Origin of the sequence: uncultured Hymenobacter sp., assembly GCF_964242765.1 — a bacterium.
Lineage (GTDB): Bacteria > Bacteroidota > Bacteroidia > Cytophagales > Hymenobacteraceae > Hymenobacter.
The window spans coordinates 13,249-39,320 of record NZ_CAXTBM010000035.1 but is presented as its reverse complement, the minus strand read 5'-3'; the positions used below and the strand labels follow the sequence as shown (position 1 = coordinate 39,320).

Here is a 26,072-nt window from a genome sequence, read left to right as displayed (position 1 = left end):
GTGTGAGTTGGCCGGTGTCATTGCTTCAGCTTACCTTCCAACCCATGAACTACCTGCTACTCTGCGTGCTTCTGCTGCCCGCCACCTACGCCACGGCTCAAACTGCCCCGGTTGAAACCGAAGCCGTCAAGCAAACCATCCAGACGTTCTTCGAGGGCATGCGCCAGGGCGACAGCACGCTGGTGCGTTCCACGTTTGCCCCCGGCGCCGTCTTTCACACCATTACCAACCGCAACGGCACCACCCAACTCGTGCCCGAAAACCCATCGAACTTTGTGAAGGCGGTAGGTAAGCCGCACAAAGAGGTGTGGGACGAGCGCATCACTTTCGATAAAATCCTGATTGACGCCAACTTAGCCAGCGTCTGGACGCCGTATGAGTTCTACCTCGGCAAGACTTTCAGTCACTGCGGCTACAACTCGTTTCAACTGGTGAAGCTAGCGAGCGGCTGGAAAATCGCACACGTCATTGACACGCGGCGCAAGGAAAAATGCAAATAGCCGGAGAGCAGCAAGACTTTAAGTAACAAGTGATTGGATGGCTTTCAAAAGCTGTTTTACCGCTTGTTACTTTGGTTTTGCTCCTTCAGAAAGCCGGTATGCGGTGTATTGGGCTATCGTCTACTTTCCAATAATCTAGCTCGTACAGTTCGCCTTCCTCGTCCAGGTAGAGCGAGGCAAATACCAGCACCCCATCCTCGTCCAGGAATTGGGTGTTAGCTATTCGCTCGCCTAACCGCCGGCCGGGCTGATTGCCGGCGAACCGCAAGCCGCCTATTTCGCCGGCTTTCAGCTCCGCTACTACCACGGTATGCAACAACGCCAACAGGCGTTCGGCGCCGGGTTTGCCGCGGAGCATGAAAACAAGCAAGCCCAACTCCGGCAGTTTAAGTGAACGTTCGGTCATTGTTCGGGAGCCGCCACAGCTACGCCACCTGCGGAAGCAACGAGCTATTTATACGGCTCCGGCAACATCTGTAGCCCCCGGAAACGCTAGAATTGTCGCCGCATCAAGTTCTTCCAGCCTCGTTACAATGCGGTCGGCGTGGTGCAGGTCCTGGCCTTGCGAATGCTCGCTGCGGTAGCCGATGCAATACATACCGGCTGCTTTGGCCGCGGCTACGCCATTGGCCGCATCTTCAATCACCAGGCATTCGTTTGGGGGAGTATCGGTTAGTTCGGCGGCGCGCAGGAAAATCGCCGGGTCGGGTTTCGACTTCGTGAAATCCTCGCCGCTGACGATGTGCGCGAAAAACGGGTACAGCCCAAAGCGTGTGAACACCCGGTCGATGGTACCCCGGGAAGCCGACGACGCCACCACCAGCGGCACGCCCTGCCCGTGCAGGTCTTCTACCAATTGCCGAGCACCGGGCAGCAAATCCAGTTCCTTGGATTCGTCAAAGGCCTTGGCAAACAACTCCCGCTTCCGATCCATCAGCTCATCTATGGCTTGCGGCAGGTTGAATTGCTCTTTGACTTGCTGGTACACGTTGCGGGTGGAAGCGCCCAGAAACGTGCCGTACAACTCGGCCGACACCGTAATACCGAGCTCGGCGAAGTGGCGAAAAAAGGCGTCGTGATGCAGCGGCTCGGTGTCGACCAGCACGCCATCCATATCGAAAACAACAGTACGAATCATGCAAACAAGGTAAGAAGCTCGCCAAATGTAGTGAGCCGAACGGGCGTTGCTATACCGAAGGGCAGTTATCGTTTCGGGCCGCCTCTTGCGCGTACGCTCACGCTTTGGCCAGCGCTACGATGTCGGGCACTTCCAGCACGGGCTTGGTATAGCCTTGTTGAACGACAGTAATCATGGCCAAGCCAAGTTCTTGCAACGTGGAAACGTACCGCGGCAGCAGCCTGCGCAGGACCGGATACAACCAGTTGAAGTACTTGTAATAGGGCAAGGTATTGCGTAAGCCCGGCGTAGCCCGCATAAAACCGGGCCGGAACATGTAGGCCCGCTCGAAACCAAGTTGCAACAATGCGTTTTCCGTTTGCCCTTTCACGCGGGCCCACATCTGGCGGCCGTGCCCGGTGCTGTCGGTGCCGGCGCCGGAAACGTAACAGAACGTAAGGCCGGGGTTACTGGGTAGCAGCGTCTGGGCAAAATGCAGCGTGAGGTCGTACGTCAGGCGGCGGTATTCGGGCTGCTGCATCCCCACCGACGACACGCCCAAACAGAAAAAACAAGCATTATAGCCCGTCAGCTGGTCTTGAATAGAGGACAGATCCTGGAAATCTGCGTGCACAATTTCGCGCAGCTTCGGATGCGTAATGCCAAGGGGCTTGCGGTTGATGGACAATACCTGCTCCACATCGGGGTGGTTGAGGCATTCGTGCAGTACTCCTTCTCCCACCATGCCCGTTGCCCCGGTAACTATTGCGCGTATTTTCATGCCTAAGGTAGACGGATCAGGGGCGCGGATGTTTGTTAATTTTTATCTTTTATCAGTAATTAACTCATTAAAATCAGGATAATATTCGCAGTATTTCACTTTAACTCTATCACCAATATTGTAATCATCACTTAGTGCATTATTTATATAACAATCATTATCCAAACAAAAACGATAGGAGTAAGTAAATTTTCCTGCTACGTTGTTATTACCTAATGGGTTTTTATGGTCTATTATTAATGCATCAACTACTTTGTAGTTAGAATTTAAAAGATGATTCTTAATAATATTTTTGATTACGAACATTATCACCAAAGCTATTATCATTATAAAAAACCAGTCACCAATTTCTAACTTATTTTTCTTTTGATATTTCTTATTTTTCATTTACAAAATGACGATGAATTTAATACAGTACTACTGCAAGTCTTAACCGCCACACCTTATAAGCCCACATTTCGTATCAGCTGCTTTCCGCAAAACCTCTGTGAAAGTCGTTCTCTCTTTCTGTAAAGATGATGCGATTGGTTGTTGCTGTATTTTCAGCAGTATACGCATTACCAACTCGCTACCTCAACGAAATTTGCCATAATAGTCAAACCACGGTTCGATACTACCATCATGCTGGAGTTGTAAGAATAGATCATCCTCAATACCTTCTACTCGCTCCAAGATTAGCCCTTTACTTGATGCATTTCGGCTATTGTGAATCAGATAAAAGTCCAACATAATTTGTATTTACAAGAATAGGCAGACCTATATGGCCTGCCCGATTCGCTTTCCTGTTACACCCCTACCGGCTCTTCCAGTACCTCCTTCTCGATCCAGCGGCCGTCTTCGCGCATGAGTTCGATGAGTTCGTCTACGGCTTGGGCTTCGGGCACGGCTTTCTTGATGACCTCCTGGCCGCGGTAAAGGGCAATTTTGCCTTTGCCGACGCCCACGTAGCCATAATCGGCGTCGGCCATTTCGCCGGGGCCGTTCACGATGCAGCCCATGATACCGATTTTCACGCCCTTGAGGTGGTCGGTGCGCTTGCGAATCATGGCGGTGGTTTCCTGGAGGTCGAACAGGGTCCGGCCGCAGCTTGGGCAACTGATGTACTCGGTTTTGGACATGCGGGTGCGGGCCGCTTGCAGGATGCCGAACGAGAGTTGGTTGAGTTGGTCGAGGTCGCGCAGCCAACCTTCCTGCGCTTGCTCGGGTAGCAAGTCAGCGCACAGAACAAGGCCGTCGCCGAGGCCATCTATCAGCAAGCCTCCTATATCGGTGGCGGCATCGAGCTGGGTTTGGGCCATGTCGTGCACGGGGTATACCCGCCGAATTACCACCGGGCACGTGACGCCATAATCGAGCAGGTCGAAGAAGGCGCGCCGTAGCTCGGGCATGGCGTGGGCATTGGCCGTACTCAGGGTGAGCACCACCTTGGTTTCGGTGCGTAACTGCTTCAGCAATTCGGCGTCCAGCGTGTCCAGTTCTACCACCAAAAAATTTAGCTGCGGGTGGAGCTTGGGGAAATCGGCCAAGTACGTGTCGACGGTAAGCAAGGGAAAATGGTCGAGGCGCTGGCCGCCATCCACCCAGGCACTGTGCGTCACGATTTCCTTGAGCCCGTTCGGCAGCATAAACGGCACGGGCCGCTCGCCGGTATAGATGTAATCGGCCCCCAAGTCGCTCATCTGAAATTTATCCAGAAACGACGAGTACAAGTGGCCGGCAGCCCGCAAATCGGCGTATTCGAGGCGAGGCAGGCGCGAGAGGTCGACCACCACGCGCGGCACGTTCAAGCCCCCGAAATTTAGCACTTCATGCGTGACGCGGCGGTGGTACTGGAATGGGTCGAGCGGCTCTTCTTCCAGTAGGGGCCGAATAGGCTGGGCTTGGGCAGCGCGGTTGGTGTACCGTTCAATCAGGGCCTTGGCGACGGGCGCTTCCGCTTCGGGGGCTTCGGTCAGGCTCACGCGCACGGTGTCGCCGAGGCCGTCTTCGAGCAGCGTCCCGATGCCCACGGCCGACTTGATGCGGCCGTCTTCGGCTTCGCCGGCTTCGGTTACGCCCAAGTGCAGCGGGTAGGGTTGCAGGCCTTCTTCGTCGAGCTTCTGCACCAGCAAGCGGTAGGCTTGCACCATCACCTGCGTGTTGGAGGCCTTCATGCTCAGCACCACGTTGTAGTAGTTTTCTTCTTCGCAGAGCCGCAGGAATTCCAGCGCCGACTCCACCATGCCCAGCGGCGTATCGCCGTAGCGGCTCAGAATTCGGTCGGACAAGGAGCCGTGGTTGGTGCCGATGCGCATGGCGGTGCCGTACTGCTTGCAGATTTGCACCAGCGGCCGAAACCGCTCCCGAATACGCTCCACCTCGGCGTGGTAGGTGGCATCGGTGTACTCGATGAAGTCGAATTTCTTTTTGTCGGCGTAGTTGCCGGGGTTCACGCGCACTTTCTCCACGATGCGGGCGGCCAATTCGGCGGCGTTGGGCGTGAAGTGAATGTCGGCAATGAGGGGCACGGTACACCCGCGTTTGCGCAGCTCTTTCTTGATTTCGAGCAGATTTTGGGCCTCTTTCACGCTCGGCGCCGTGATGCGCACGTACTCGCAGCCCGCTGCTACCATGCGCAGCGTCTGTTCCACCGAGCCGAGGGTATCCATGGTATCGACGGTGGTCATGCTCTGCACCCGAATCGGGTTGAGCCCACCCATGGGCAGGTCCCCGAGTTGAACTTCGCGGGAGAGGCGGCGCTTGTACTCGGTGAGGCTAGGGCAATACGTCTTATTCATAACCCGAAGGGAAGCTGTTTCTTGTAATAACAAAGGTACGGAAGGTTCGTTGTTGGCTGCGTATCCGAAAGTGTTGCTCGCGCGTCATGCACCAAAACATAGTTGTGGATCGGACGGCCGCAACTTCTATCTGTGGTGGCTGTCTATAGAAAACACACGCTTCCCTTCTTTACATGAACCCATCGAAATACTTCTTCCTGGCGGCGGCCTTGCTTCTGCAACTGCCCAGCCGGGCCCAGCAAGTAGCCCTGATCAAGCTGCCGGAGCTGCAAAAGCGCCTCAGCAGCAAAACCGACACCACCTACGTCGTCAACTTTTGGGCCACTTGGTGCGCGCCTTGCATAAAGGAACTGCCGTATTTCGAGCAGCTAAATGCCACCTACGCCAAGCAAAAAGTGAAAGTGCTCTTGGTGAGCATGGATTACGCTTCGCAGCTCGACAAGAAAGTGAAGCCCTTTGTGCTTAAGCGCGGCCTGAAATCGGAAGTGGTGCTGCTCAACGAAACCGACCCCAACACGTGGATGGACAAGGTGGACGGCAAATGGTCGGGTGCGTTGCCCTTCACGCTCATGATCAACAACGGCAAGCAGAAACGCGCCGCTTACGAAAAGGAGTTCACGCAGCCCGAGTTGACGGCCGCCCTGCAAGAGTTTCTTCAGTAACTTAATTTAACAGCTATTGGTCCTGGTCTGCAAGGCGGTTTTGTGCGGTAGAGACGCGCCACTTCGCGTCTCCCGCTCGAACCACTCGGTTGCAACAGCCTTGGCAACGACCAAGCGCAAAGTGTTACGTCGCGTCTCTACAGCCAGCGTTCTAACTTTTAGAAGAGTTTTTCCAACTGTTTTTGCTAGCTTTTTTCTTCACCAATTACCTTTCACTGCTATGAAAAAGCTTGTTCCTTTTCTGGCTGCCTGCCTTATGCTGGTGCTAAGCAGCTACATCCGCCCACTGGCTGGCTACCAAGTCGGCGACAAAGCCACTGACTTCAAGCTCAAGAATGTAAATGGCAAGATGGTGTCATTGGCCGACAACAAGACGACCAAAGGCTACATCGTAGTATTTACCTGCAACACCTGCCCCTACGCGCAGGCCTACGAGAGCCGCATTATTGCGCTGCACCAGAAGTACGCCAGCCAGGGCTACCCCGTAGTGGCTATCAACCCCAACGACCCCGCCCTTGCCCCCGGCGACTCTTTCGCGGCTATGCAAGCGCAGGCCAAAAGCAAGAACTATCCCTTCCCCTACCTCTTCGATGAAACCCAGCAAGTAGCTCAATCCTACGGCGCCACCCGCACGCCTCACCTCTACGTGCTGACCCGCCAGGGTTCCGGCAACGAGTTCAAGGTTAGCTATATCGGTGCCATCGACGATAACTCCGAAGATGCCAAGCTGGTGAAAACCAAGTACGTGGAAAACGCCATGACTGAAATTCTGGCCGGTAAACCCGCTTCCCCGAATTCAACGAGAGCAGTAGGCTGCGGTATTAAATGGAGGAAAGCGTAGCTTAACCACCGCCAAAAAATTGCCCGGCCAGCACCCCACACGTTATGCGTGGGGTGCTGGCCGGGCAATTTTTTGGCGGTGACTTACTGGTTGCCAGCTCGCTTAAATACGTTCTCCAGCGTATCGATTTGCACGCCGGGCTTCTCATCGAGGGCGGCATTTATCATGGCTTGCGCCACTTCCCGGCCGTGAATAGGGCGGTACGGCGCCAGGCCCGGCACGCGCGCTACCAAGGTGGCCAACGGTAGTGCGATTCGCTCGGCTAGCCGGGGCTCCCGGCGGTTTCCGGTTAGCATTCCGGGCTGGATGATGCGGATACGCTGAAATGGCAGTCGCTTTATGGACCGCTCCAGCTCGCCTTTCATGCGAGTATAAAACACAAACGCGTCGGGATCGGCAGAGGCAGAAGATACCAGCACGTAGGTTATCACGCCGTTTTGGGCAGCGGCTTCGGCCGTCCGAAACTGGTAGGTATAATCGACTTTGTATTGTGCGTTCTGGCTGCCGGCCTGTTGGAGCGTGGTGCCCAGGGTTGAAAACAAGACATCCCCTGCCAATAAATGCTGCCATTGCTCCGGCTCATCGAAGTTTACGCGATACTCTTCCAGCTTTTCTGGGTTCTGATAGCCAGTGGGGCGACGAGTGAAGACCCTGATAGTAGCGAAACGGTCGTCGGAAAGTAACTGACGCAGTAAGTAGTCGCCTACGAGGCCGGTAGCCCCGATGAGTAAAGCAATTTTCATGAAGCGCACAAAAGGTGTGGGGCGAGGACGGACGGGCTTCTTCCCAAGAGAACGGCGGAAAATATGTTCCTGTTGAGCTTGTACGCAGTTTGGTTGGTTATGGCTGCTCTACAGCAAGATTATTGAGTCTATTTCGCTTCCTTATTTACGGCGCCAGCGCAATAGAAGGCCGGCAGCCACTCTACCCTGGTGCTACGCGCCCACTATCAGCACGATCTTGCCAATATGCTCGCTGCTTTCCAGTAGTTGGTGAGCAGTTGCAGCTTGGGCCAACGGAAAGGTGCGGTAGAGCACCGGCCGAAACTTGCCTTCGCCAAGCAACGGCCATACTTGGCGCTCCACTTCCGCCGCTAGCGCCGCCTTGAAATCGGCGGAACGTGGGCGCAACGTGCTGCCGCTGATGGTAAGGCGCCGCCGCATTAGCTCCAGCGCATTAAAATCAGCGGTGCCACCGCGCATAGCATTGATAAACACCAAGCGGCCATCGTCGCGGAGCAGGCGCAGGTTTTTGGGCGTGTAGTCACCGCCTATCATGTCCAGCACCACATCGGCCCCACCCATGGCCTGCACAGCTTCCTCGAAGTCCTGCTCTTTGGAATTGACTACCACATCGGCCCCGAGCGCCCGCACGGCTTCGGCTTTCGCGGCACTGCCCACCGTGGCCGCCACGCGGCTGCCAAGCGCGTGGGCCAGTTGCACGGCCGTAATACCAATGCCACTGCTACCCCCGTGCACGAGCAACGTTTCGCCGGGTTGCAACTGCCCGCGCTCAAACACGTTGTGCCACACCGTAAACACGGTTTCGGGGAGGCTGGCTGCTTCCGGGAAGCTCCAGCCGGCTGGTACTGGCAGGCAGTGGCGGGCATCTGCCACGGCGTATTCGGCGTAGCCCCCAGCGGCCAGCAAGGCGCACACTGGGTCGCCGGGTTGCCAGCGCGTGACGCTGGCGCCGCATTGCTCTACAGTGCCCGCTACTTCCAGCCCGGGTACGCTGCCGCTCACGTCGCCGGAACCGGCGTATTTACCTTGCCGAAGCAGCACGTCGGGGCGGTTGACCCCGGCGGCGCGCACCCGGATCAGTACTTCGTGGGCGGCCGGTTCGGGCGCGGGGTGTGCTTCAAGACGCAGGACCTCAGGGCCACCAGGTTCAGTGATACGTATAGAGTTCATGGCAGAAAAGCAAGGCGTAGTAGTGCAGTGCCTACCGGTATTGTGCCGGCTGGAGCAGTGCCTGGTACTACGCAAGACAAAAGCGTTGCGCTGCTTTCCTGCTGCATTTTCCGTTTCTTGCCTTCCATGAAAAAGCTGACCCTACTTCCTCGCATCCTTCGCACCGCCGGCCACCTAACGGGCGTGGCCACCTGGCAGACCGGCCGGCTGTTTCGTAAAGCCGCCGCCTCGGCCCTCGATTCCGTTCAGGAAGTGCTACGGGCGGAAATCCAGAAAGGCAACGCCAAGCTCGTTGTTGACTTCCTCACCGATAAAGCCCTGCCCGCTGCCCGCGCCCTGCTGCTGGAGCGCATGACCGCTCGGTTGCTGGTACGCCTTGGCTTGCGCGGGGCCTTGGCTTCCAACGTTGTCGGCTGGATTTTGCCTTTCGTGCTCGAGCAGATGGTGAAAGTTGGGCAGCGCACCGGCCTCTTCGACAAGCTCCGCGCCAACCCTACTGTGCAAGAAAGCCTTGTTCGCCTCGAAGAACTCAAGCAGGCTGTCTGGAAGCGCCTCGTACCCGACCACGGCACGGGAGCCCACGTTTTGGAAAGTGATGACGCCGAGCCACCCCGTCAGCTACCAGCCTAAGCCGGCCTGTATTAAGCCGGCCTGTAATCAGCGCCGGAAATTCCAGCTCTTGTCACATGTCTTTGCTACGCGAAGTTTTTCGATAAGCACAGCAGGACCGGTAGCGTTGTAAGGATACCAACTCACCGGACTCGGCACCGTTTCCTGATCCAGCCTATTTACTGCCCTGCGTGAAGTCGGAGGTAACAAACAGGAACATGGGCGAGGGAATCTCAATGGACTGGCCAGTCGGGCGCAGCTTGCCCGATTGCCGGTCGATGTGGTAGGTGAAGACGTTGTTGGAGTTCTGGTTGCCCACGAGCAGCAAGCGGCCGGCTGGGTCGAGGGTGAAATTGCGGGGTGTTTTGCCTTGCGTGCTTTCGTGCTGAATCGGGGTGAGGTTGCTGCGGCTGTCGATGGCGAATACGGCAATGCTGTTGTGGCCCCGGTTGGAAGCATACAGGAATTTGCCGTCGGGCGAGACGTGAATATCGGCGCAGGAATTGTCACCCACAAAGCCCGCCGGCAACGTCGAAAGGGTTTGCAGCTCCCGGAAAGTGCCTTGCGCGGCGTCGTAGGCCAAGGCCGTTACCGTGGAGTTAAGCTCGTTGATGAGGTAGGCGTTGCGGCCGTTGGGATGAAATGTAAGGTGGCGGGGACCCGCGCCGGGCTTGGCCGTAAAGGCAGGTTCCGGCCTAGTAGTGAGCTTGCCCGACGCCGGATCTAGTTGGTAGCCATATACTTTATCGGTACCGAGGTCTACGGCGAGGCCGTACTTATTGGCCGGGTCGGCGAGAAAGCAGTGGGCGTGCGGCGCGTTTTGATTTTTGTGCGGCCCGCTTCCTTGGTGCTGGTCCATGGCGGTGGGTGCCCCCACCCGCCCATCGGCTTGCACGGGCAGCACACTCACGTTGCCGCCCATGTAGTTGGCCACCAACACTGCTTTCTCCGTGCGGTCGAGACTGATGTAGCACGGCGAAGCTCCCTGCGAAGGCTCCTGGCTCAATAAGGTAAGACCGCCGGTTTTGGGGTCAACTGCAAAAGCGCTGACGGCCCCACTCGGCGCCCCCCGAAACGTGTTGGTTTCATTGACAGCATACAAATGCTGGCGTTTGGCGTCCAAAGTCAGGTAGGTTGGACTCGCGCCCCCTTTCAGGCCGCTTACCGGCGTCAGGGCCCCAGTGGCGGGATTGAGGCGGTACAAGAAAATCGTATTCTCTGTTTCTGAGTTGACGTTGGTCCCGATGTACACCAAATACCCGGGCGCGTCGGTGCCGGGCGCAACACGCGCGCAGCCAACTAACGAGAAAGAGGCCACGACCAGGCCCAGCCCAGTGTTCTTAAGAAAACTGCGGCGTGAATACCACTGTCGAATCATTGGAGCAAATAAAGTAAGTGGGAGTTGTCTTGCCACTAAAGCCCGCCCTACGACCGGGTTTTAGCGAGAGGGAGAGCAAACTACAAAAATCCTCAACCTACCCGCCTATTACGCGAAGCCACCATTGGAATCCAAGTCGGATTCGGGGTAGCGTTGGTCTTTGTATACTGCTTTGTTCGCACTGGCGACCGTTTTCAAAAAGCAGAGATACTACAAGCCAAGGCCACACCTGCAACTGCTATGTTGCCCTGGTAACTAGCCGCAATGCTCGCCAAGCAGTGGAGGCGCACGGGATGACATTTCTACGATTTAACAGGCAGTTCAACTGTTTATTAGCGGAATCGAATCAATTAAAACAGAGAAGTTAAAAGCAAACTAATCAAGTTAATAGCTTGACTTTATGAGCAGCAAGGAGGCACGCAGATACGAAACAAAAACACGGGCCAACGGCATTTGTGCTGGTTGCGTGGTAGGTTTGCGCGCACCTTTTCCATTCCTACTTCCATTATGAAAGGCTTTATTTTCGATTTGAATGGCACCATGATCCACGACATGGAATACCATACCAGAGCGTGGCAACACATACTCAACCACGACCTGGGCGGCAACTTCACTTGGGAAGAAGTGAAGCCGCAGATGTACGGCAAGAACCAAGAAGTATTGGTGAGAATGTTTGGCCCCGATAGATTCACAGAGCAGGAAATGCAGCGCTTGTCTCTTGCAAAAGAACAGCGCTACCAAGACGAGTTTCTGCCGCATCTACAGCTTCTGCCCGGTTTACCCGACTTTTTGGAAAATGCCTATCAGCGCCAAATTCCTATGGCTATTGGTTCGGCCGCTATTCCGTTTAACATTGATTTTGTGCTCGATACCTTGAACATCCGGCACTATTTCAAAGCCATTGTCAGTGCCGATGACGTAGTGTTAAGTAAACCGCATCCCGAAACTTTCCTTAAAGCCGCAGAATTATTAGCTGTTTCGCCTGCTGACTGCCTTGTTTTCGAGGATGTGCCCAAAGGTGCCGAAGCCGCCCAAAATGCCGGAATGCAAGCGGTTGTGCTAACGACGACGCACCAGCCCTCTGAATTTATCCATTTGCAAAACGTGCTGCATTTTGCCAACGACTTCCGTGATGAGTTTATGAAAACGCTGTTATAGACGACATTGGTTGTAGCCGGCATTATTCTACTGGTTGCCTTGGTCATCCGGGCCTGTCACGTTTTCCTACCGCCCAACCAATTCTGACTCACCAAAGAGCAACTAGATTTCATCGACCACCTGTTTCAGTTGGCTGGTTCCGGCTTTTTGGGCGGCTTAATAACGTGGTACTTAACCCGCAGCATGGAAGAATAAACTGCTTTTTCTTCGACTAGCACTAAAGACCAGGTTCAACCCAAGCGCGAACGGTAAAAGCTAATAGGAGAGCAGTTTATAGAACTGCTTGCATAGAATGGTGCTTAGCTGTTTCACACCTCGTGCTAGCTGAACAGTACCTGCATATCCGTGACTTGCTCTTTGCGCGTATACTGATAAATAGTATTAAAATCACTCTCTTTTATAAAGAAAAAGGAATTGATAAGCAGATCACTCCATGAGAGCTGCCATTAACTCAGAAAACCACGATTTCCACCAGTTACAGCCTTATAGTGCATACTGCACTTTTCTCTACTTGCTTGGCAGGCACTTGACCATCCGCAGCATGAAGACAGAAATACGTAATTCGTTTGGTGAAATATACCTCACCGTTGAGTTCCACGAGGCAATTAATGTGGTTTACAACAACTGGCTTGGCTACCAGACTTATGCCAGCATTGTGGGCGGAGCTAATACCAGCCTAAAAGTCAGCAAAGAGTATCATTGCTCTTATATGCTCAATGACAACAGCAAGGTGGTCGGCCCCTGGGACCATGCCTTGGAATGGATTACTACCGACTGGGCACCGCGGGCCATCCAGTTCGGTCTCACTCATTTTGCGCATGTAGTAAGTTCGGAATCCTTCGCAGCGTTTTCGGCCCACAACATGCACACCGAGCTGAACGAAAAGCTTGAGATGCGCATCTTCGACAGCGTTATCGAAGGCCTGGAATGGCTGCGAGCCGCTCAGCAGGCACAAGATCCGCGCTGAATCGACCACTGGCGCTTGAGTTTAGTATCAAGTTGCTTTATTGGCGGTTATAGTAGCGGCCCCAGGCTGGGGATGTGTGGCGATTTCCCGAAGAGGGATATACAGTAGTAGTTTCTCCAACGATGGCGAGTTGTTACCCAACTTTGTGCGCTATTGCCCCTTCTTCTTTTATATAAAGGGGTAGTACATAAAAATGAAATCAAAAAATTGAGAGATAAGGCAGTTTAACCCACTTATCTAGTTTCGCCTCTTTGTGCATTTCCTTTGCCGTAATCTAGCTTTTTAATTATATCGGTTATTGGTGCTTGAGGCATCATAAGCCCTGGTCCAAACAGCTTGGCATAACTTCTTCTTTTCACCGTTATAAAAAGGCTGACTCTTCCGCAAGATGATTTAATATCATCTATTTCAAGTTAACCTGTTACGATTGGGACGACGCAGTAAAAGCATCTCTAGACCAAGCAGAAAATCCTTCCAATAAAGCTGAAAAGTTCAGGCAACAAAAAAAGCCGCCCCCACCCGGAAACGGCTTTTTTGAAATCGATGCGCGGAGAAAATTCCCACCCAACTCCGGCCCGATTCTGTACCCTACGTTTAGTGCCGGAACAAAAGTTCGCGGTACTTCACGAGGGGCCAGTCCTCATCGGCCACCATCAGCTCCAGCTTATCAACCGAGCGACGAATGGTGTCGAAATGTGCTTTGACATTGTCGCAATAGGCCAAGGCCCGTTCGCGAGTGTCTTCAATCTTGTTGACTATTTTGCGTGCATTAGTCATCTCATCCACAGTGGTTTTGATGATGGTAATGTGACGCGAAATAGCTTTGATGGTATCTACGGTTACTTGCGTATCCGCATCGTCGAGGCCTAGCTCGCGCAGGCCGCGTACGTTGGTAATTAGCTTGGTTTGGTAGGATACCGCAGTAGGAATGATATGGTTGATGGCCAAATCGCCCATTACGCGGCTTTCAATCTGAATCTTTTTGATGTACTCCTCCAGCAAAATCTCGTGCCGGGCGTGCAACTCGACGTGAGAGAAAATCTTGTGACGCTCAAACAAAGCTAACGCTTCTTTTGTTACCAGCGCATCCAACGCCTGTGGCGTGGTAGGTACGTTGGCAAGACCTCGTTTGGCGGCCTCCTCTTTCCACTCATCCGAGTAGCCATTGCCCTCGAAACGAATGTTTTTCGAGCTGATAACATACTCACGCAGCACTTCTACAATCGCTACTTCCTTCTTCTTGCCTTGGTCGATGAGTTGATCTACCGACGTTTTAAAGTCGATAAGCTGGTCGGCTACAATGGCATTCAGCGTGGTCATAGCCGACGAGCAGTTCGCTGATGAACCTACGGCGCGCAACTCGAATTTGTTGCCGGTGAAGGCAAAAGGCGATGTACGGTTACGGTCGGTGTTGTCGAGCAAGATAGCTGGAATTTTGTCGATACCCAGCTTCAGGTAGATGTTGTCGCCTTTGTCGAGTGGCAGTTTAGCCGTGCGCTCCAACTCATCAAGTACTGAATCCAGCATCGAGCCTACGAACACCGACATAATAGCCGGGGGGGCTTCGTTGGCACCGAGGCGGTGGTCATTGGAAGCCGAGGCAATGCTAGAGCGCAGCAGTTCGTCATAGGTATGCACTGCCTTGATGGTGCTAATGAAAAACGCCAGAAACTGCAGATTCTCTTTAGGACGACGACCAGGAGCCAACAGATTCACCCCCGTATCGGTGCTCATTGCCCAGTTGTTGTGCTTGCCCGAGCCATTGACGCCCGCAAAAGGCTTCTCGTGCAGCAACGCCCGGAAGTTGTGCCGGTCGGCCGTCCGCTCCATGATATCCATCAGGAGTTGGTTGTGGTCTACGGCGAGGTTGGCATCCTCGAAAGTTGGCGCGCACTCGAACTGGTGCGGCGCCACTTCGTTGTGACGGGTGCGCAACGGAACCCCGAGCTTGTTAGCTTCTTCTTCGAAGTCCAGCATGAAGGCGTGCACCCGCGCCGGAATCGAGCCAAAATAGTGGTCTTCCAATTGCTGGCCTTTGGCTGGCGCGTGCCCAAACAGCGTGCGGCCAGTCATTACCAGGTCAGGACGGGCAGCGTAGAGCGCCTTATCAACAAGGAAGTATTCCTGTTCGATACCGAGCGTGGTGTGTACGCGGTTCACGTCCTTATCGAAGTACTGGCACACATCCACGGCTGCTTTTTCTAACGCTGCCAACGACTTCAACAAGGGGGCCTTGTAGTCTAGCGCTTCACCTGTATAGGCCACAAAAATGGTGGGAATGCACAGGGTTTTGGCACCGGCCGTTTCGATAATGAAGGCGGGGGAAGTTGGGTCCCAAGCGGTGTAGCCACGGGCCTCGAACGTGTTACGAATGCCGCCGTTCGGAAACGACGAAGCATCTGGCTCCTGCTGAACCAGCGCAGAGCCTTTGAAATTCTCGATCGGACGACCGTCCGAATTTAAGTCAAAGAACGAATCATGCTTTTCGGCCGTTGCGCCGGTCAGCGGCTGAAACCAATGCGTGTAGTGCGTAGCACCTTTCGACATGGCCCAGGTTTTCATGGCCGACGCCACGGCATCAGCTACGCTGTGCTCTACTGGAGAGCTTTGCTTGATTGCTGCCTGCAATTTCTTGAAGTACTCGCCGGGCATCGTTGCCCGCATAGCTTCCAGATTGAAGACATTTTTACCGAATGTGTCAGAGCGACGCTCACCATTGCCCTCTATTATCAGCGGTTTACGCTGGTCTACTAACTCGAGTGCTTTGAAGCGAAGTATTGCCATGTAAGGGTGAGATGGTTAAAATGCGCCGTCTTGATGATGGCAAATGTGAAGCGCATTTTTTGCTTTTCCAAATACGACCCTTGAATTTCAAAAGTTATTTTTCAATTAATCATGTTTTCTTGCTCACCCCCCTCTCAAATTGACACTTAACTTGAAAATTAAGTGAATTTTTTGTTGACAGGGGTATTTTCAGCATATTATACAAGCCGATAGAGGTGAGTCAGTGGTCACTATAATAGGCAGGCCAATCAGGGGCGCTAAAAATGGCTGGGAACTCTTCATTCCGAGGCCATGGCCGTTACCTTTGCCCCGTGAAAAACCGATTTCAGTTTCAGTGGCGTTACTTTCTTTTTTGGCTAGCTTATTTTGTAGTAGCCAAGGCGCTGTTTCTGCTTTACCATTTCTCTAAAACAGCGCCTTTGCCGGCCACTACACTTGCCGGCATATTTGGCTACGGATTGCGGCTAGATGCCTCGACAACTGCATACTTAAGCGTAGTCCCATTCATACTTTTCATTCTGGCCTCCTTGATTGGGGCGCGCTTCCCGCTCGGGCCACTTGTAAGAAGCTACACGGCCGTAGTTGGCCTACTGGTGGCCTTGTTAAGCGTAGCCGACCTGGAATTGTACCGTGTCTGGGGCTTCCGCCTGGATGCTACCCCCTTGCAGTATCTAAGTTCCCCCGCTGAAATGGCGGCCTCAGCGGGAAGTGCGCCTTTGTTGGCACTTGGGCTGGCGTTGGTGGGACTGGTGACGGTAGGGGTACTCCTGTATAATAGGATAGTAGGCAAAATACCACTCTCACCCAGTGGTTTCGGGCGCGGCCGGGCGGCGCTGGCTGGTCTGCTTTACACTGCCCTGCTGGTGGTGCCATTGCGGGGCGGCTTGCAGCAGATTCCCGTCAACCAGAGTGACGTGTATTTCTCCGCCGTTCCATTTGCCAACCATGCGGCCGTGAACCTGCCCTGGAACGTGGCCAACTCCGTGCGGCTGCGCGACAAAAACACCGACCGTTACCGCTTCCTGCCCGACTCGACCGCCGCCCGCCTGGTACGGCCGCTTTACACCTATACCCAGCCGGCCCCCGATTCAACAACCCACATTTTGTTGCGCAGCAAGCGCCCCAATGTGGTGTTCATTATTCTGGAAAGCTTCACGTCCAAACTAGTAGGCAGCGTGGGCGGTGAAGTGGGCGTAACGCCGAATTTGGATAGTCTGGCCCGTACGGGGGTGTTGTTCAGTAACATGTACGCGGCCGGCGACCGGAGTCAGAAAGGGCTGGTGGCGCTGCTATCTGGCTTTCCCAATCAGCCCAACAACAGTATTATCAAGTATCCGCGCAAAACCGAGCAGTTGGCGCACTTATGCCAGTCGCTGAAACAGGTGGGCTACAGCTCCCACTATTATTATGGTGGAGAATTGGCTTTCGCCAACATGAAAAGCTACCTCGTAACGGCGGGGTACGACAACCTAACGGAGCGCGACGACTTTCCTAAAAGTCAGCAGAACTCGAAATGGGGCGCCCACGACCATGTGTTGTTCGAGCGGGTGCTGCATGACCTAGAGTCGCAGCCGCAGCCGTTCTTTAGCACCATCTTCACGCTGAGCAGCCACGAGCCGTTCGAAATTCCAATTGCGCGCAAATTCAAGGGCACCGACGAAACGGCTCTTTTCCGCAACTCGGTGTACTATACTGATTGGGCACTGGGCCGCTTTCTGCACGAGGCCCGCCGCCAACCCTGGTATGATAACACGCTGCTGGTGCTGGTAGCAGACCACGGCCATCAACTGCCAGGCGACAATTCGGTGGAAGATCCGGCGAAGTTCCGGATTCCACTGGTGCTGGCCGGTGGGGCGCTGCGTCCCGAGGCGCGGGGCCGCGTGGTGTCCGCTCTGGGCTCCCAAACCGATGTAGCCGCCACCTTGCTGGCCCAGTTGCAACTCCCTACGGCTCCCTACCGCTGGAGCCGCGACCTACTGCGCCCCGTGCTTCAGCCGTCGGCGTTTTATTGCTATACGGATGGCTTCGGCTTTATCACGCCCGCCGGTCTACTGCTGTTCGACAATATCTCCCGCCGCGAAATCAGCCGCGATGCGGCAGTACCGGCCACGCAGCTTCAGCAGGGCCAGGCTTACGAGCAACTGACGTACGCAGATTATCTGGCGAAATAACTTCAGCGTTGAAGTTGGGCACGAACTCATGGCGTAGGAGCGGTTATCTACAAAAGAAACCCCTGATTCCTTTTCTGAAGTGCTACAACCGGCGGTGGGAAGCGCATCCTTCGTTGAAGCACAGCCGCAGGAAAGTACAAAATTGTCACACCAGCCCGGTGCTGCTTATTCATAAGTTGGAGGGCGATAGTTTATTATTGCTCTCTCATTACTAGCCTCTACTTACTGTCAGGATGCTTCTTCTCCTTCGCTGTGTGCTTTTCCTTTTGGTGCTGGTTTCCGCCGCTCAGGCACAGCAGAAGCCAACAGGTAAGCTTGCGCCCAAACCGTTGTTCCGCGACCCGATCTATGACGGGGCCGCCGACCCGGTGATTATCTGGAATAAGCAAGAGAAGAAATGGTTTATGTTTTATACCAACCGCCGCGCCACCGATACCACGGCCGCTGGTGTCACCTGGGTGCACGGCACCCGCATCGGTATTGCCGAATCAGTGGATGGTGGCGCCACGTGGCGCTACCGTGATACGGCCAACATTAATTACCGTCCTACTCCGCAGTACACGCACTGGGCTCCCGACGTGCTAGAAGACAAAGGCCGGTACCACATGTTTCTAACGTATGTGCCAGGCATTTTCACCGATTGGAACCACCCGCGTAGCATCCTTCACTTAACTAGTTCGGACTTGCTGAACTGGAAGTACGAATCGAGCTTAGTGCTGGCTACCGATAAGGTGATTGATGCCAGTGTGTACCGCCTGCCCGATGGTTCTTGGCGCATGTGGTACAACAACGAGCGGGACGGCAAAAGCATTTATTACGCCGATAGCCCCGACCTCTACCACTGGCAGGACCAAGGCAAAGCTTTAACCGAGCGCGGCGAAGGCCCCAAAGTGTTCCGGTGGCAAGGCCGCTATTGGATGATAATCGACAAATGGAAAGGCTTGGGCGTGTACAGTTCCCCGGACCTAAAGCAGTGGCAACCGCAGCCCGAACGCCTGCTCGAACTACCCGGCAAAGGTGCTTTCGATCAGGCGATTGGCGGCCATCCGGATGTAGTAGTGCAAGGCGACCGGGCGTATCTGTTCTATTTCACTCATCCTGGCCGCACCGAAGGCACTCTGTCCGCCGCCAGCATCGACACCAAGCGCAGCCTGATTCAGGTGGTGGAGCTTCATTATCAAGCGGGCAAGCTCACTGCCAACCGCGACCAACCCACGTATATAAAGCTAGCCCCCGTAGCTGCTAGCAAGCTTCTTCGGCAGTAGCAACACTAGTATCGTTCCCTTGCTGAGGAGCGTAAATCTGTATCATTCAGGTGCCCCTAGCCTATTCATTTATGGCCGAGCTACTCTTTGTTTATAATGCTGACAGTGGTTTGGCAAACGGCCTGCTGGATATGTTTCACAAGATTGTGTCGCCCAAAACGTACCCCTGCTCGCTGTGCGGCATTACCTACGGCAACGCCAGTATGCGGCCCGAATGGAAACAGTTCCTGCATTCCTTGCCCGTAAAGACCCGGTTTCTGCACCGCGACGAGTTCTTGGTGGAATTTCCTGAGCTGCGGGAATACCCGTTGCCTGCTGCCTTCAGAATAGCAAGCAATGGATGGCAGCTCTTTTTATCGAAGCCCGAGCTTGACGGTCTGGATTTGCCGGGCTTGATGCAAACCATAACCGCACGCCTTGCACTGCGGTCTGAGCGGCATTAGTCCCCACCAAAGACGAAGCGTATTGCTGCATGGGCAGGTGAAACTGGTGGCTAGCTTTCCGCCAACTATACTATAACTGACAGCTATGCACACGCCTTATTCTCACAACTCCGGGCACAGAACTAACTGCGTTTCCAAAACTACTCAGGCTACAAGGTTCTCACTCAACTCCACTAAACTGTAGCTTAGGAAACTTTCAAAGCCCGGTAAGCTGTATCTTTGCGGCCTTATTATGGAAACCAAGAAAGTTGCCTTTTATACGCTGGGCTGTAAGCTCAACTTCTCGGAAACGTCCGCCATTGGCCGGCAATTCGAGGAACATGGCTTCGAGAAAGTACCCTTCGAAGACGCAGCCGATATTTACGTCATCAACACCTGCTCCGTCACCGACCACGCCGACCGCAAGTGCCGGAAAGTGGTGAAAGAAGCCTTAAAGCACAACCCCGAGGCGTTTGTAACGGTGGTGGGGTGCTATGCGCAGCTTAAGCCGCAGGAGATTGCCGAAATTCCGGGGGTGCACGCGGTACTGGGGGCGGCCGAGAAGTTTCAGCTCGTTGAGACGCTAGCCGGCTTCCGAAAGCCGACGCCGGGCGAGCCGGGCCGGGTGTACGCCTCTGCTATTTCGGCGGCTACCGAGTTTCATGCGGCCCACTCCTACGGCGAGCGGACCCGCACTTTCCTGAAAGTCCAAGACGGCTGCGACTACTCTTGCTCGTTCTGCACCATCCCGCTGGCCCGCGGCCAGAGCCGCTCCCACTCCGTGCAAAGCGTGGTAGAGCGGGTAAACGAGCTAGTTGGAACCGGCGTCAAGGAAATCGTGCTAACCGGCGTCAACCTCGGCGACTTTGGCTTGCAGGGGCCGGCGCGCGAGCGGAAAGAGAATTTCTATGATTTGGTGCAGGCACTGGATGAAGTCGAAGGCATCGAGCGGTTCCGCATTAGTAGCTGCGAGCCTAATTTGCTCTCCGACGAGATTATTCGGTTTGTAGCGCGCTCCAAGCGGTTTATGCCTCATTTTCACATCCCGTTGCAGTCGGGCTCCAACAAAATTCTGGGGCTCATGCGCCGCCGTTACCGCCGCGAACTATACGTGGAGCGGGTACGACTTATCAAGGAAGTGATGCCGCACGCCTGCATTGGAGTTGATGTGATTGTGGGCTTTCCAGGCGAAACCGAGGCTGACTTTCTGGAGACCTACCAGTTTCTCAACGCCTTGGACGTAAGCTACCTGCACGTTTTCCCGTATTCAGAGCGCGAAAACACGCTGGCTCCTACTTTGCCCGGCCGCGTGCAGGACCGCCACCGGCACGAACGCACCACGCAGTTACGCAGTCTTTCCGAAAAGAAAAAGCGCTTTTTCTACGCCCAGCACGTAGGCGCAGAAACCACCGTCCTCTTCGAGGATGACGTAACTAACGGCCGTATAGAAGGCTTCACTCCCAATTACATCCGGGTTGCGGCCAAATACGACCCCTTGTTGGTAGGAGAACTCAAGCGCCTCCGCCTAACAGCTGTGAATCCACAGAACCTCATGGAAGCAGAAGAGCTCGGCATAGAAGTTTTCCAGCACTAGCTATAAACAATAAACTTTTTCAAGGCAGGATGAAAAAAGGCCAGGTCCGAACAAGCGGAACCTGGCCTTTGCAGTTTCTAGCCGCGCTTACTAGCGTACCAACTGCCGTTGCATCAAATCTAGCATCTGCTGCATAAGGCGCTGCTGCTCCTGCAAGTGTTGATTACGTAACTCCGCCATAGCTAGTTGGTGAGCCATCTGTTGCGTGTAAAGCGCCGTTTGCCAACTTGCATCGGCAGATGCAGCAGGTTGGGCCGCCACCGGATTGACTGTAGCACCTTGCGGTACCGGCTCCGCGGGCATGGGTGTCACTAGTTCGGTTGGTACAGTAGTGGATTCGGCCGTCGGCTTAGATACTGGGGGAGCCACCTCAACTTCAGCAGGCTGGGTGTTTGTTTTCAACTTCACTTCTTGCGGCTCAGGTGGCGCCGCTTGCGCTGCTGCTACCGATGCCGTTGGAGACGCCTTTACTACTGGCGCGGGATTAGCTTGGTCTAGCGCCAGGTCTGCGTCAGTAAGCATCGGGCCCTCTCCCTGCAACAGCCAGCTTTTTGATACATTTGGATAAACTTCAAATACCTTGCACAAAAGGTCAAACCCGGGTTTGTTTCTCTCATCCACAAGATGTTGGATAACGGTTGCCGTTTTATCTAGAGACGTAGCAAAAGCATTTTTGCTTATACCCAAGTGAGAAATCAATTGAGTAAAGCGTTGGCCTACAGTTCCTGAATCCGCCATTATACAAATGAATTATGCCGCAATATACGTACAAATGGTAAAAACCAATGTTACTGCTTTACCATATTGATTCTGTTCTTCTTGTTTTTTGGCAGTTCGGGCTGTGGGTAACAGCAAGGCCTGCGGCTTTAGGCGCTCGAACGGAAATACGTAGGTTTCATCAGGCAAAAACTCGAAATCATAACGCGCCATGTCCACCGGATGGAACAGCAATAGCGCATCAGGCTGCAATGCAAATTTGGTCGGGTCAGCCTTTGCGCCATTGGCAGTATCGAGCGCCAGCCCACTCCTGAATGCCATAAAGTGCCGCCACATATGCAACTTGGGCGGAGTCACCATAATTGGCCGCCACGGTAGCTAAGTCGTCGCGCAAGCGCCGACTGATGGCTGCGCAGAGCCCACGACTTAGCTGAGCGGGCGGGTCGGCTACAAGGTCGGCTAGGGTTAAAAGACGGCCGGTGCGTAAGTCGAAAGTGAGGTGGTGAGTGGACGGCTCGGCAAGGCACTGGTAGTCGTTTTGAAATTCAAGAGACAAAAGGTAGTCCTGATTGAGCAGCACTTCGTAGGCAGTGGCAGTTAAGCCCTCGCCGCCGGCTCGCCAGCTTTTCGCATCTTGGTCGTAGCAGCATTCCTGTGCCGCCTGGTAGAGCTGCCGCCGCGGACTGGCTGTTGAGTTGAGTCCACCGAGCTGAATTCGTTGATGACGTAGCGGAGTAGTTGCTGGTTGATGCGCCGGGCTATGGCGGCAGTCGGCAACCGTACCTGCGGGACCTGAAACCGAGCTGCTTCGCCGGTAGGTGCAATAGAATAAATCCGTGCCCGTTTATTTGGCGCAAGCTGTGCTTCCGCCTTTGGCCCACTCAAGAGGAGCAGTCCTGCCAGTAGGAACGAGCCGGTTCTCCATTCAAATGCACTGAAACCCATAGCTTTCCGCTCCTACTTTATTCGTAGCGCAAGCTTTCAATTGGGTCGAGGCCGGCGGCCTTGCTGGCGGGGTAATACCCGGAAGCCAGCCCAACAGTGACGCAGATGACGAGCCCCAAAATCATCCAGAACCAGGGCACCAGGAAAGTACCTTCGCCCACAAACAACGACACGGCATTACCCATAGACACGCCCAAGATAATGCCTAGCATGCCCCCCATCAGGCAAATGACAATGGCTTCGATCAGGAATTGCTGCCGGATCTGGAAGGCGGTTGCCCCGAGTGCTTTGCGAATCCCAATCTCGCGGGTGCGCTCCGTTACCGACACCATCATGATGTTCATGAGCGCAATACTAGCGCCGAGCAGGGTAATGAATCCAACCAGAAAGCCGCCCATTTTAAGCCCCCCCGACAATTCGTCGAGTTTGGCGGCCATCGAGTCGGAACGCTCCACATCGAAGCTGTCTTCCTGCCCCAAAGGATCGTGGCGCACGGCGCGCATCACGCCGGTGGCTTGGCCCGTGAGGTAATTCAGTTCTTCGGGCCGGGGGGTAGCAGTCTTCACGTCGAAGGTGAGGGCGCGCTGACGCGGGAGTTGGTTGCCGGTTTCCAGCGGAATAAGTACGAGGCGGTCGGCGCCCCCACCCTGGCCAGTGCTGCCGCTTTTTTCAAGCATTCCGACCACCAAAAAGCGCCGACCCAACAGATACACATACTTGCCGAGCGGGCTTTCTGTGGGGTACAACTTATCTTTGATTTCCGCGCCAATAATGGCCACGTTGGTACCATTCTCCAGTTCTAACGGCGAAAAAGCCCGCCCGATTCCGAGGTTATAACTTTGGATTTGAAGGTAGTTTTCGTCGCCAGCCACCACCTGCACGTTCGGGTTGGTTTTCTGACCATTGGCCTTCACTTCGGTGGCTCCCGAGATAAAAGCTGAAATACCCACCTGCGCTTCGTCGCCGAGGGCCTGTTTGTATTTTTTGGCTTGCAGCAAACTAATAGGCGGGTAAATCCGGCCCTGTACCCCACCCCGCCGGAACCGGTTGGTGTAGCCCTTGGCCTTCATCTCAAAGGAATTAGCGCCTAAACTGGCAAAGGTTTGGTTCAGGGAATACTTCATGGCATCGATAGCCGTTAGAATCCCGACCAAGGCCATGATGCCGATGCTCACAATGAGGGCCGTTAGTACGGTGCGCAGCAGATTGCTTTGAATGGAACGGAAAGCCTCCTTGATGTTTTCTAGCAGATGCATAATGACAGAACAAAAAGGCGCGGGCGGCGCGGAATCCCACTTAACTTAACACCCAAAATAGTTGTTCAAGAAGTTGGATGAGGCACGCAATGTAGCGGGTTTCCGGCAGATTCAAGGCTCGCGTGCTTGCCTATAGTAGATGTCCAAGATATTTGATTATTTTAATTTTATAGTTTCTAGAATAGGTCCAAGTTTCCAACATAATCCCCTAAATTAGATTTAACTGAAAACGTAAATATTCTTTTTGCCCCGATCCATTTTCAGCTTGTTAAGCGTCTTTATGGGCGTTTTAACATTCAGCATTCAACTTTTGCTCTATGAATTTTTCTCGCCTTTTTCTGCTGCTAGTGCTGGCTACTGGCTTAGCTGCTCCTCTTACTGCCCGTGCCAACCATGTACTTATTCCGATGGACCAGGCGCAGAAAGAGCACCTTAAAGCGTATGGTATTGCCTACTGGCTGCTCACTAGGCAAGTGGAGGTGGACTGGCTGCTTAACTACCGCGGTGGCTCTTTTGCTTGCGAGGTAGCAGCGGGCGTGGAAAATGAAATGGCGGTGCGTAATGTCACGTACCAAGTTATCAGCGAAGCGCAGTACAGCAGCATCCTTTCGGAAATAGCCGACCCCAACGCCAACATGGACGTGATGAAGCTGGAGAAGGTGCCCAAAATTGCGGTGTACACGCCCAAAGGCAAGCAGCCCTGGGACGACGCTGTGACCATGGTGCTTGGCTATGCCGAAATTCCCTACGACCAGATTTATGACGATGATGTACTAGACGGCAAGCTGCCCAAATACGACTGGCTGCACTTGCACCACGAAGACTTCACGGGCCAAAACGGCAAATTTTACGCTATGTACCGCAACCGGCCGTGGTACCAGCAGCAAATCCGGGAGGCCGAAGCTGCTGCTAAGCGCCACGGCTTCACTAAAACTTCGCAGATGAAGGCGGCCGTGGTAACCAAGATGCAGGAATTTATTGCTGGCGGCGGCTTCCAATTTGCCATGTGCTCGGCCACCGATACCTATGATATTGCTTTGGCCGGCTTGGGCGTAGATATGGCCGAAAGCATGTACGACGGCGACCCCGCCGACCCTGCGGCACAAAGTAAGCTCAACTTCAACCGCACCCTGGCTTTCAAAGACTTCCAGATTGTACGCGACCCTTACCAGTACGAGTTCAGCAACATCGACATGGACCCGCGCGAACGGGGCGTATACGAAGACAACGACTACTTCCAGCTCTTCACCTTCTCGGCCAAGTACGACCCAGTGCCCACTATGCTCACCCAGGACCACGAAAAAACCATCAAGGGTTTCATGGGCCAGACCACTGCTTTCCGCAAGAGCCTAATCAAATCGGATGTGGTGGTGATGGGTGACAACAAGGCCTCGGGCGAGGTCCGCTACATGCATGGCACGTTAGGCAAAGGCACCTGGACCTTCTACGGTGGCCACGACCCCGAAGATTACCAACACTTAGTAGAAGAAGATCCTACCGACTTGGCCCTGCACCCCAACTCGCCCGGCTATCGTCTGATTCTCAACAACGTACTGTTTCCGGCTGCCAAGAAAAAGAAGCAGAAGACCTGATGCATACGTAGGATTGTCATTCCAACAAATCCGACACATAAGATATTTAAATTTAGCGCTGCCAGTGCTACTGAAACTCTATAACGTTTGCTGGCTTTTTCAAGAGCGCCTCTCGCTTTTGCAAAAAACCCTTCCACTAACTTATTATAACTCATAAAGTACGTCTGTGGCGGTAATGCTTAAGGAGGCAGTCTAGGGCTTGTTGCATCCATCCACTTGTTGCATCCATCCACACGCTATGGATCTGGGCAGCGCGTCGGGCAAGGCCGTGACAACACCTCGTGATGCCGTACGGCTACGACTCTGGCAACTTCTTCCGAGTACCCTAGTGCCAACTTTGCTGCGAGATTTCTGCCAGAATATTGGTTGCGAATAACTGTTCGACTCTCGTTACCATCAACGACGCAGGTAGTTGCTTGTTGTCGGCAAAGGTAGCTTGGCTGGGTAGTCAGCGAATACAACCATGGGGGCTATTAAACTGCTCTATTCGCGCAACTTTCTTACGCAGCGCACTGGCCAGCGCCTTGCTATTGAGCCCAGACTTATCAGCAAAAACAATCGGGCCGCTAACATTTTAGGTAGGTAGCGTCTTCCGTTTCCGTAGAGTACGTACTGTGGGAGGT

24 protein-coding genes are annotated in these 26,072 nt (G+C 54.1%); 11 read left to right on the top strand and 13 right to left on the bottom strand.

Going from position 1 to position 26,072, the window contains the following annotated elements:
- Nucleotides 1-44 precede the first annotated feature (44 nt).
- Nucleotides 45-500, top strand: coding sequence for a nuclear transport factor 2 family protein (locus ACFE7X_RS15190; protein WP_375436532.1), 456 nt, complete (start codon nucleotides 45-47; stop codon nucleotides 498-500).
- Nucleotides 501-585: 85 nt separating this feature from the next.
- On the opposite strand, the gene ACFE7X_RS15185 is transcribed toward ACFE7X_RS15190, so the two are convergent.
- From ACFE7X_RS15185 to ispG, 5 genes are all read right to left on the bottom strand, one after another.
- Complete coding sequence (locus ACFE7X_RS15185; RefSeq protein WP_375436531.1) at nucleotides 586-906, bottom strand: DUF6984 family protein; 321 nt, start codon at nucleotides 904-906, stop codon at nucleotides 586-588.
- Between the two features lie 48 nt (nucleotides 907-954).
- Nucleotides 955-1,638 carry an HAD family hydrolase gene (locus tag ACFE7X_RS15180; RefSeq protein WP_375436530.1) on the bottom strand — a complete coding sequence of 228 codons (684 nt, stop codon included), beginning with the start codon at nucleotides 1,636-1,638 and terminating at the stop codon, nucleotides 955-957.
- A 97-nt stretch (nucleotides 1,639-1,735) separates the two neighbouring features.
- Nucleotides 1,736-2,398 (bottom strand): NAD-dependent epimerase/dehydratase family protein, encoded by a 663-nt coding sequence (locus ACFE7X_RS15175; protein ID WP_375436529.1) that lies wholly within the window; start codon nucleotides 2,396-2,398, stop codon nucleotides 1,736-1,738.
- A 42-nt stretch (nucleotides 2,399-2,440) separates the two neighbouring features.
- Nucleotides 2,441-2,785, bottom strand: coding sequence for a hypothetical protein (locus ACFE7X_RS15170; protein ID WP_375436528.1), 345 nt, complete (start codon nucleotides 2,783-2,785; stop codon nucleotides 2,441-2,443).
- Nucleotides 2,786-3,183: 398 nt separating this feature from the next.
- Nucleotides 3,184-5,175: a (E)-4-hydroxy-3-methylbut-2-enyl-diphosphate synthase gene (ispG, locus tag ACFE7X_RS15165; protein ID WP_375436527.1), complete on the bottom strand. Its 1,992-nt coding sequence runs from the start codon at nucleotides 5,173-5,175 to the stop codon at nucleotides 3,184-3,186.
- Between the two features lie 173 nt (nucleotides 5,176-5,348).
- On the opposite strand from ispG, the gene ACFE7X_RS15160 reads away from it, so the two are divergent.
- Nucleotides 5,349-5,837, top strand: a complete 489-nt coding sequence (locus tag ACFE7X_RS15160) for a TlpA disulfide reductase family protein (protein WP_375436526.1) — start codon at nucleotides 5,349-5,351, stop codon at nucleotides 5,835-5,837.
- A gap of 220 nt (nucleotides 5,838-6,057) precedes the next feature.
- The gene (locus ACFE7X_RS15155) at nucleotides 6,058-6,678 is read left to right on the top strand and encodes a thioredoxin family protein (protein ID WP_375436525.1); all 621 of its coding nucleotides are present in this window, start codon (nucleotides 6,058-6,060) and stop codon (nucleotides 6,676-6,678) included.
- A gap of 83 nt (nucleotides 6,679-6,761) precedes the next feature.
- On the opposite strand, the gene ACFE7X_RS15150 is transcribed toward ACFE7X_RS15155, so the two are convergent.
- Together ACFE7X_RS15150 and ACFE7X_RS15145 are read right to left on the bottom strand one after the other, a co-directional pair.
- Nucleotides 6,762-7,421: an NAD(P)H-binding protein gene (locus ACFE7X_RS15150; protein WP_375436524.1), complete on the bottom strand. Its 660-nt coding sequence runs from the start codon at nucleotides 7,419-7,421 to the stop codon at nucleotides 6,762-6,764.
- Between the two features lie 192 nt (nucleotides 7,422-7,613).
- The gene (locus ACFE7X_RS15145; RefSeq protein ID WP_375436523.1) at nucleotides 7,614-8,591 is read right to left on the bottom strand and encodes an NAD(P)H-quinone oxidoreductase; all 978 of its coding nucleotides are present in this window, start codon (nucleotides 8,589-8,591) and stop codon (nucleotides 7,614-7,616) included.
- Between the two features lie 126 nt (nucleotides 8,592-8,717).
- Between ACFE7X_RS15145 and ACFE7X_RS15140 the strand changes: the two genes are divergently transcribed.
- Nucleotides 8,718-9,221, top strand: a complete 504-nt coding sequence (locus ACFE7X_RS15140; RefSeq protein ID WP_375436522.1) for a hypothetical protein — start codon at nucleotides 8,718-8,720, stop codon at nucleotides 9,219-9,221.
- Nucleotides 9,222-9,375: 154 nt separating this feature from the next.
- On the opposite strand, the gene ACFE7X_RS15135 is transcribed toward ACFE7X_RS15140, so the two are convergent.
- Nucleotides 9,376-10,578 (bottom strand): lactonase family protein, encoded by a 1,203-nt coding sequence (locus ACFE7X_RS15135; protein ID WP_375436521.1) that lies wholly within the window; start codon nucleotides 10,576-10,578, stop codon nucleotides 9,376-9,378.
- A gap of 507 nt (nucleotides 10,579-11,085) precedes the next feature.
- Here ACFE7X_RS15135 and ACFE7X_RS15130 point away from each other — a divergent pair.
- Nucleotides 11,086-11,736 (top strand): HAD family hydrolase, encoded by a 651-nt coding sequence (locus ACFE7X_RS15130; RefSeq protein WP_375436520.1) that lies wholly within the window; start codon nucleotides 11,086-11,088, stop codon nucleotides 11,734-11,736.
- Between the two features lie 541 nt (nucleotides 11,737-12,277).
- Complete coding sequence (locus ACFE7X_RS15125; RefSeq protein WP_375436519.1) at nucleotides 12,278-12,703, top strand: hypothetical protein; 426 nt, start codon at nucleotides 12,278-12,280, stop codon at nucleotides 12,701-12,703.
- 594 nt (nucleotides 12,704-13,297) lie between these two features.
- Here ACFE7X_RS15125 and ACFE7X_RS15120 read toward each other — a convergent pair.
- Nucleotides 13,298-15,487 carry a glutamine synthetase III gene (locus ACFE7X_RS15120; protein ID WP_375436518.1) on the bottom strand — a complete coding sequence of 730 codons (2,190 nt, stop codon included), beginning with the start codon at nucleotides 15,485-15,487 and terminating at the stop codon, nucleotides 13,298-13,300.
- Nucleotides 15,488-15,798: 311 nt separating this feature from the next.
- Between ACFE7X_RS15120 and ACFE7X_RS15115 the strand changes: the two genes are divergently transcribed.
- The 4 genes from ACFE7X_RS15115 to mtaB all read left to right on the top strand — a co-directional run bounded on the left by ACFE7X_RS15115 (nucleotide 15,799) and on the right by mtaB (nucleotide 20,939).
- The gene (locus ACFE7X_RS15115; protein WP_375436517.1) at nucleotides 15,799-17,658 is read left to right on the top strand and encodes an LTA synthase family protein; all 1,860 of its coding nucleotides are present in this window, start codon (nucleotides 15,799-15,801) and stop codon (nucleotides 17,656-17,658) included.
- Nucleotides 17,659-17,912: 254 nt separating this feature from the next.
- The gene (locus ACFE7X_RS15110; protein WP_375436516.1) at nucleotides 17,913-18,923 is read left to right on the top strand and encodes a glycosyl hydrolase; all 1,011 of its coding nucleotides are present in this window, start codon (nucleotides 17,913-17,915) and stop codon (nucleotides 18,921-18,923) included.
- 71 nt (nucleotides 18,924-18,994) lie between these two features.
- The gene (locus tag ACFE7X_RS15105) at nucleotides 18,995-19,366 is read left to right on the top strand and encodes a hypothetical protein (protein WP_375436515.1); all 372 of its coding nucleotides are present in this window, start codon (nucleotides 18,995-18,997) and stop codon (nucleotides 19,364-19,366) included.
- A gap of 232 nt (nucleotides 19,367-19,598) precedes the next feature.
- Nucleotides 19,599-20,939 carry a tRNA (N(6)-L-threonylcarbamoyladenosine(37)-C(2))-methylthiotransferase MtaB gene (mtaB, locus tag ACFE7X_RS15100; RefSeq protein WP_375436514.1) on the top strand — a complete coding sequence of 447 codons (1,341 nt, stop codon included), beginning with the start codon at nucleotides 19,599-19,601 and terminating at the stop codon, nucleotides 20,937-20,939.
- A gap of 90 nt (nucleotides 20,940-21,029) precedes the next feature.
- On the opposite strand, the gene ACFE7X_RS15095 is transcribed toward mtaB, so the two are convergent.
- The 4 genes from ACFE7X_RS15095 to ACFE7X_RS15080 form a co-directional block, all read right to left on the bottom strand.
- Nucleotides 21,030-21,461, bottom strand: a complete 432-nt coding sequence (locus tag ACFE7X_RS15095; protein ID WP_375436513.1) for a hypothetical protein — start codon at nucleotides 21,459-21,461, stop codon at nucleotides 21,030-21,032.
- Between the two features lie 228 nt (nucleotides 21,462-21,689).
- The gene (locus tag ACFE7X_RS15090) at nucleotides 21,690-21,992 is read right to left on the bottom strand and encodes a hypothetical protein (RefSeq protein WP_375436512.1); all 303 of its coding nucleotides are present in this window, start codon (nucleotides 21,990-21,992) and stop codon (nucleotides 21,690-21,692) included.
- Nucleotides 21,925-22,212: a hypothetical protein gene (locus tag ACFE7X_RS15085; RefSeq protein WP_375436511.1), complete on the bottom strand. Its 288-nt coding sequence runs from the start codon at nucleotides 22,210-22,212 to the stop codon at nucleotides 21,925-21,927. The genes ACFE7X_RS15090 and ACFE7X_RS15085 overlap by 68 nt, the downstream gene beginning before the upstream one ends.
- A gap of 406 nt (nucleotides 22,213-22,618) precedes the next feature.
- Nucleotides 22,619-23,857 (bottom strand): ABC transporter permease, encoded by a 1,239-nt coding sequence (locus tag ACFE7X_RS15080; RefSeq protein WP_375436510.1) that lies wholly within the window; start codon nucleotides 23,855-23,857, stop codon nucleotides 22,619-22,621.
- A 317-nt stretch (nucleotides 23,858-24,174) separates the two neighbouring features.
- On the opposite strand from ACFE7X_RS15080, the gene ACFE7X_RS15075 reads away from it, so the two are divergent.
- Complete coding sequence (locus ACFE7X_RS15075; protein WP_375436509.1) at nucleotides 24,175-25,449, top strand: asparagine synthetase B; 1,275 nt, start codon at nucleotides 24,175-24,177, stop codon at nucleotides 25,447-25,449.
- Nucleotides 25,450-26,072: the final 623 nt, after the last annotated feature.